This is a genomic window from Planktosalinus sp. (assembly GCF_059864935.1).
Genome location: NZ_JCBCCK010000143.1, coordinates 1 through 4,527, shown reverse-complemented (window position 1 = coordinate 4,527; position 4,527 = coordinate 1). Strand labels below are relative to the sequence as shown.

8 protein-coding genes are annotated in these 4,527 nt (G+C 37.6%); all 8 read left to right on the top strand.

Annotation, left to right across the window (positions count from 1 at the left end):
- Positions 1–660, top strand: a 660-nt coding sequence (locus AC6F75_RS05945; protein WP_500714033.1) for a helix-turn-helix domain-containing protein, incomplete at its 5' end; no start/stop codon positions are given.
- Positions 661–785: 125 nt separating this feature from the next.
- A complete protein-coding gene (locus AC6F75_RS05940) occupies positions 786–1,541 on the top strand; it encodes a hypothetical protein (RefSeq protein WP_500714032.1) in 756 nt (251 codons plus the stop codon).
- A 54-nt stretch (positions 1,542–1,595) separates the two neighbouring features.
- On the top strand, positions 1,596–2,102 hold the full coding sequence (locus tag AC6F75_RS05935; protein WP_500714031.1) for a nuclear transport factor 2 family protein: 507 nt from the start codon (positions 1,596–1,598) through the stop codon (positions 2,100–2,102).
- A complete protein-coding gene (locus tag AC6F75_RS05930) occupies positions 2,102–2,533 on the top strand; it encodes a hypothetical protein (protein WP_500714030.1) in 432 nt (143 codons plus the stop codon). The genes AC6F75_RS05935 and AC6F75_RS05930 overlap by 1 nt, the downstream gene beginning before the upstream one ends.
- Positions 2,534–2,554: 21 nt before the next feature.
- Positions 2,555–3,070 carry a nuclear transport factor 2-like protein gene (locus AC6F75_RS05925; RefSeq protein WP_500714029.1) on the top strand — a complete coding sequence of 172 codons (516 nt, stop codon included), beginning with the start codon at positions 2,555–2,557 and terminating at the stop codon, positions 3,068–3,070.
- A 214-nt stretch (positions 3,071–3,284) separates the two neighbouring features.
- The gene (locus tag AC6F75_RS05920) at positions 3,285–3,686 is read left to right on the top strand and encodes a Rid family hydrolase (protein ID WP_500714028.1); all 402 of its coding nucleotides are present in this window, start codon (positions 3,285–3,287) and stop codon (positions 3,684–3,686) included.
- Between the two features lie 20 nt (positions 3,687–3,706).
- Positions 3,707–4,315 carry a DUF2306 domain-containing protein gene (locus tag AC6F75_RS05915; RefSeq protein ID WP_500714027.1) on the top strand — a complete coding sequence of 203 codons (609 nt, stop codon included), beginning with the start codon at positions 3,707–3,709 and terminating at the stop codon, positions 4,313–4,315.
- A gap of 26 nt (positions 4,316–4,341) precedes the next feature.
- The coding region (locus tag AC6F75_RS05910; RefSeq protein ID WP_500714026.1) for an alcohol dehydrogenase catalytic domain-containing protein at positions 4,342–4,527 on the top strand (186 nt) is incomplete at its 3' end.

Sequence of the window (4,527 nt, the reverse complement as noted above, 5' to 3'; positions counted from 1 at the left end):
GGGCAACAAGGCTTTGAGTTGGCACAAAAACATATACCGGATCTTATTCTTACCGATGTTATGATGCCGGTTTTAGACGGTTACAGCTTGGTCAAACAATTAAAAAATAATGAAAAAACAAGTCATATCCCTGTGATTATGCTTACCGGTAAAGTAACCCAAGAAGACAAAATCAAAGGCCTTGAAACCGGCGTGGATGCTTACTTGAGTAAACCCTTTCACAATGACGAGCTACACCTGCGCATTACCAACCTCTTGCAGAAACAAGAGCAATTAAGGAAAATACTTCAAGAAAAATCTTATTTGGGAACAAATGCGAATGAATTACCATCTATTGACCGTTCATTTTTAGAAAAAGTAAACAATCAATTACAAGAGCACTATTCCAATTCAGACTTTACCGTTGAAAAACTCGCTGAGGCACTCTGCTTAAGCACTTCCCAGCTGCATCGTAAAGTAAACGCCCTCACGGGAAAAGCACCCGGTGAGTGGACTCGTACATTTCGCCTGAACAAAGCAGCTGAATTACTTAAAAACAATGCTGCCGGTGTTGCTGAAATTTGCTATATGACAGGCTTTAATGATCAGGCTTATTTTTCCAGGGCATTTAAAAAAGAATTTGGTTGCAGCCCTTCTGCTTTCAAAAAAGAAATGGTCTAATACTACTTCCACCGCTTATTTTCAACTATTTGCAAGAATTATCCAATTCTTTGCAAGTTTAGTCCAAGTCAAATTTCACACCGCCCGATACCTTTGGGAGGACTAATCATAATCAACTATATGTCATGAAAACAACAAACAAATTTTTGAAAACACTACTGATGCTGGTAATCAGTACAACATTTTTAACCGCACAAAACCAGTTTTACAGAATCCATGTGGATCACGTGTATCCTTCCAGTTCTGATGCTTATGAAACAATATCCAAAAAACTGGCAGATTTGGCCAAAGAAAATCAGGAAGAAGAGGGTTGGAATGTATTGTGGACCAATGACAACAGAGTGATAAGCATTGCCCCTGTAGGCGGTTGGGAAGATTTAGGAAAAGATTTCATGCCCAAAACGCGGGCTAAACTGGGGAATGATAAATTTGCTGAAATCTTCAGCGAATTTGATAAACACTATGACAGCCACAACGATTACATTATCATTTTAAGTAATGGCCTATCTTATATGCCCGATGGCATGACCACAACCCCGGAAGGCCAGAACTATAGAAAAAATATAGTGATGTTCCACAAGGCACGCGATCGTCAAAAAATTGCAGAAATAGCTCAAAAATACAAAGACCTTTATACTAAAAAAGGATCGAAATCACACTACAGATTATACTTCAGTGGATTTGGAAACGATGAAGCCTATATATTGGTTTCAAATGCTGCAGAAAGCCCGTTGGAATACGCAAAACGATCTGATGAAAACAGAAAACTTTTAGGGGAAGATGCTGATAAACTATGGAAAGAGCTTTCGCAGTATGTCACAAAAATAGAATACACAGAAGGTACTATGATGCCTGAGTTGTCCTATAATCCTAAAAACTAAACCAACCGGAAAGGATGTGTCTTTTCTGCCACATCCTTTTCTAATTTTCTGAAGATGAAAAAACTATTGATATACCTGATGCCCCTGCTTTTTATATCCTGTATCAATGAGTCGCAGGAAAGATATACCCAAAATGCTCCGGAAATTGACACCTTTAAAGAAGGCATAAAAGACTATGAAAACCAAAACTGGGAAGCCTTAAAAACCCATTATGCCGATACAGCCAAAATATTTAACAATAGTACCGAGAAGAACCCAAAAAGCATTGATGAAACCATTTTAGAACACAGGCAAACCGCACAGACTTTTAGTTCGTGGGGATTTTTAAGGGACACCGAAGAATTTGAATTGGTGATCACAGATTTAGGTGAAACCTGGGTTAACTACTGGGCAGTCTGGCAAGGAAGACTGGCCGCAACAGATGAGCTGTTTGAAGTGCCCTGCCACATTACCATTCAATTTGTTGATGGTAAAATTGTGAAGGAGCACGGCTACTGGGACAACACACCCATTGTTTTGGCTTTGCAGAATCTCCAGAAAGATAAACCCGTTGAAGAATAATGGAAAATCAAATAAGCAAAATTACTCATCACCCTTTGGTAAAAATAATGCTCTTGCTTGTGGTTTTTTTGTGTTCCATTCAAGTGGTTAGTAGCCAAAATAAGGCTGATCTGAGTTTGATCAAAAGTATTTATGAACGTTTGGAAAACGACAATACAAGCAGTCAAGAGTTATTAATGCTCACTTCAAGTATTCAATGGGAAACCACCAAAACCGGAGACAGAAACACCATTACCCTTTATGCAATTGTAAAAAACCAATGGAGAGGTGTTGACTTTGAAAACCTTCAATTCAAGGAAATGGAAAAAAATAAAATCCTGGTGACAGGTTCTGTTATGGGTAAACAACCCACAGAATGTGAACCTGTCAACACTGATTTTCAACACATTTGGACTGTAAAAGATGGCCAAATATTACACTTAAATGAATAACTAATTTTAAAAACAAACATTATGAAAAATCTATTATTAGTAGGACTTGCGATAGTCATCTTTACAGCCTGTGATCAAAAAGACACACGCTACACACAACAATCACCTGAAATTGATACTTACAAAAAAGCAATGGATGATTACAAAAAAATGAATTGGGAAAGTCTGGCCACACATTATGCAGATACTGCCAAAATTGCCAATAATGTTGTTGAAGAAAAAGCGGTTAGCATTTCTCAAAACATTGAAACCCACAAAGAAGACGCTGAAATGATGACCTGGGTCGTTGAAAAAGAAGAATATGAAATGGTGGTAACAGACAAAGGCCAAACTTGGGTCAACTTTTGGGGTCTATGGAAAGGCACTATGAAATCCACAAATAAAGTGTATGACATCCCATTTCATACTACCGCACGCTTTATCGATGGTAAAATTGTGGAAGAGTTTGGATATTGGAACAACGCTGAAATTGTATCTGATTTAGTACGACAAGAACTAGAGGCAGCATCTACAGTAGTTGATCCCTCAGTGGAATAATCAATTTATTACAGGCAGATTTTCTATAGGGAGAATTTCGGCAGTAGTCTAAAGTGATTTTCAAGTTTAATGGTTATTAAACAATTTTCAAAATCTACTGCCGGGACTGCCAGTTTTAAATTTAAAACAAGTGAACCAATGATTAGTAAAACTCCTTCATTCCCAAAAAATACAAGAATCATTTTTTACAATTACTAAGAAACCTTAAAAATAAATGGAAAAATCAAACCAAAAACCGGAATACTATTTACTACGTCCCGAAATTGAAAAAGCTTATGGCTACTCACATGCCGTAAAGATTGGCAACAGCATAAAAATCTCCGGTGCCGTGAGTATGGACGATGAAGGCAATCCCACCGCAATTGGCAATTTTGAACAGCAAATGAAAAACTGCTATTCCGATCTTGAAAAAATACTGAAACACTTCAACTGTACTTTTGATGATGTGGTAAAAGAAGATGTCTTTACCACCAATATGCCCAAGTTTTTGGAAGTTGCCGGTTACAGGACTGAAATCTATAAAAACCACTTTCCTACCGGCACGTGGATAGGAGTGGTAGAACTAGCACTCCCCGAATTTTTGATAGAAATAGAGTTGGAAGTTTACAAAACATAAAACCAAAAAACTTAACTGGAATGAAACCTTTAAAAACAATTTTACTTGCCATCCTAGTTCTTATCGCCTTATATTTTGTGATAGACAGAGCACTTCCTTACTTCTTCAAATTTAACATAGAACAATATGAAGACTATTATTGGCCCAACAAATGGTGGCTAGTTGGGCATTTACTAGGAGGTGTTCTGGCTTTAATTATTGGGCCATTTCAATTTAGCACAACATTCAGGAACCGTTTTTTAAAAACACACCGCAATTTAGGCAAGGTGTTTATAATTGCCATCATTATAGCCTCTTTAAGTGCCATGTATATGTCCATTTACGTGGCGCCTCAAGTCAATATTTCATGGAGCATTTCATTGTTTGTCATGGCGATGGTATGGTTGACGAGTGTTTTAATGGCCTACAGAGCCATTCGTTTAAAAAGAATTCCTCAACATCGCGAATGGATGATCAGGACTTACATTATAACCTTGGGTTTTGTGCTTTTTCGGGTTCTTAATGAAAATTCAATGATAAGAGATTTAATGCCCACTTTTGAAGAACGCGGTGCCGCATGTATTTGGCTTTCATGGACAGTTCCCTTGTTTTTCACTGAAGTAATATTGCAATGGCACAAGAAAAAATAAAGTCTAATATTAAAAATTAATACATTATGAAAGTATCAGCATTAGCCGCCAACGGCCCCAACCAAAAATTAGAAGCATTCTCTTACGAAATGGGAGAACTTGGAGCAGAACAAGTAGATGTCAAAGTCCTTAATTGCGGCATTTGCCATTCAGACCTCAGTATGATGAACAATGATTGGGGCATGACCACCTACCCCATTGTTCCTGGTCAT

Bases quoted from the DNA above. Each gene is read 5' to 3' on its own strand.
- AC6F75_RS05930 (WP_500714030.1), top strand. From the start codon at position 2,102: ATGGAAAATCAAATAAGCAAAATTACTCATCACCCTTTGGTAAAAATA.
- AC6F75_RS05925 (WP_500714029.1), top strand. From the start codon at position 2,555: ATGAAAAATCTATTATTAGTAGGACTTGCGATAGTCATCTTTACAGCC.
- AC6F75_RS05940 (WP_500714032.1), top strand. From the start codon at position 786: ATGAAAACAACAAACAAATTTTTGAAAACACTACTGATGCTGGTAATC.
- AC6F75_RS05915 (WP_500714027.1), top strand. From the start codon at position 3,707: ATGAAACCTTTAAAAACAATTTTACTTGCCATCCTAGTTCTTATCGCC.
- AC6F75_RS05935 (WP_500714031.1), top strand. From the start codon at position 1,596: ATGAAAAAACTATTGATATACCTGATGCCCCTGCTTTTTATATCCTGT.
- AC6F75_RS05920 (WP_500714028.1), top strand. From the start codon at position 3,285: ATGGAAAAATCAAACCAAAAACCGGAATACTATTTACTACGTCCCGAA.